Source organism: Campylobacter concisus (assembly GCF_002913865.1).
Lineage (GTDB): Bacteria > Campylobacterota > Campylobacteria > Campylobacterales > Campylobacteraceae > Campylobacter_A > Campylobacter_A concisus_AM.
The window spans coordinates 1-1,512 of sequence record NZ_POYX01000144.1; the positions used below are offsets into that span (position 1 = coordinate 1).

The following is a 1,512-nucleotide window of genomic DNA, read 5'->3' on the forward strand; positions in this document are numbered from 1 at the left end:
CTTGGTTTTTATAAGTGTTTAGTAGATCAAGTACATCTTTACCATTACTTGAGATTGCATTTTTAAGAGCAAGTTGTAGATCTTTAAATGTGCTTTTTAGTTGATTTAGAGCTGGGTTATTAGTATCAGCTTCTAGGCTTGCTTCATAGTTGCCATCTTTTATCTCATTTACAAAGGTGTTGGCTTTTTGGATGAAGGTGTTTTCTTTTTCTTTAGATGTTTGGATCTTTTGGATGTTTTCATTTATGAGAGAAGACATAACGCAAATTTCATCTTTGCCTTTTAAGCTTAAAAGTTTGGCAGAATTTGTTTTGTTGTTTAAATATAAGAAAAACTCGCCAAGACCGCCCTTTACGCTATCGATGCCTGAGATGATATTTTTACCAACAACAAGCGAGATAAAGACGAGTGCTACAATAAAACAGGCAAGCATTATAGCCATAAATAGCACAAGGTTGCTGGCTTCATCTTTGTCGTGTATGGCTAGCTCTTTCATATCATTTAACAAGTAAAGCTCGTAGTTTCTGAGGCTATCGATCAAATTTGTGATGCTCTTAAACCAACTAGCCGCCTCGATCTTTCTGGCTGTCTCTTCTGGAGTGGCGATAGCGTCTTTGATGATCTCGTCTATTTGCTTAAATTCGTTGCTTTGCAATATATCTTTTTGCAGGCTGTCTGCGTATTTGCCGCTATTAAATTTGACATAGTCGTTTAAAAGCTTTTTGATATTTGCGTCGTGAGAGATCAAATTTACATATGTGTTTTTGTCGATCTCATCTTTGATAAAGGCGACGTTCATTATCGCTCTTGTGATGCCGTAGTACTCTTTGATCTTTGAAATGCTAAAAATCCTAGCCACATCATCTTTTATAGCTGGCTTGGCGTCTTTTGAGAGAGAATTTAAAAAGACAAGCGTGTTTTCTATCATACCGCTATATTCGCCAAGGAGGTTAAATTTCTCTTTTTTATCGACCTTTGCCCTTATGCCACTAAGTACTCTTAACACCTCATCTTTGTTTGAGAGCTCTATCACGATCCCATCGACCTTAGCTCTTTGCTCTTTTAAATTTTTCTCAGAGTCTTTGCCGTTTGCTATGAAAGCTGCGCTATAACCACGCTCTTTTTGAAGCTCATGGATAAATTCGCCCTGCTTTATGATATCTTCGCTCATTGAAAGGTTTGAAATAGCTTCACTTCTGCTGTTTAAAACGCCTTTTAAGATGTAAACACTAGTCACGCTTAGACAAAGCAAACTCACAAAAACGATGAGTAATATTTTAGATTTTATACTTAGATTATTCATTTTATTTTTCTATCCCTCGATCAAAAACCACTATCCAGTGGCATTTTTTGGTATTTTGGGGCGGATTGTATAATTTTTATTATTAAATAAAACTTGAAACTAGAAATTACCTTTAAGCAATATTTAATAAATTTTGGCTTGCAAATGCCGTATTTTAGGGATTTTGTCTAATTATTAATTACAAATAAATAATAAAAATTAATCAAAAT

General features: G+C 34.7%; 1 protein-coding gene. It reads right to left on the bottom strand.

The genetic code is table 11. From position 1 onward, the window contains the following. Nucleotides 1–1,258 (bottom strand): nitrate- and nitrite sensing domain-containing protein (locus tag CYP77_RS09130; RefSeq protein ID WP_258033452.1); only part of this gene is annotated, 1,258 nt, incomplete at its 3' end. Between the last annotated feature and the right edge of the window lie 254 nt (nucleotides 1,259–1,512).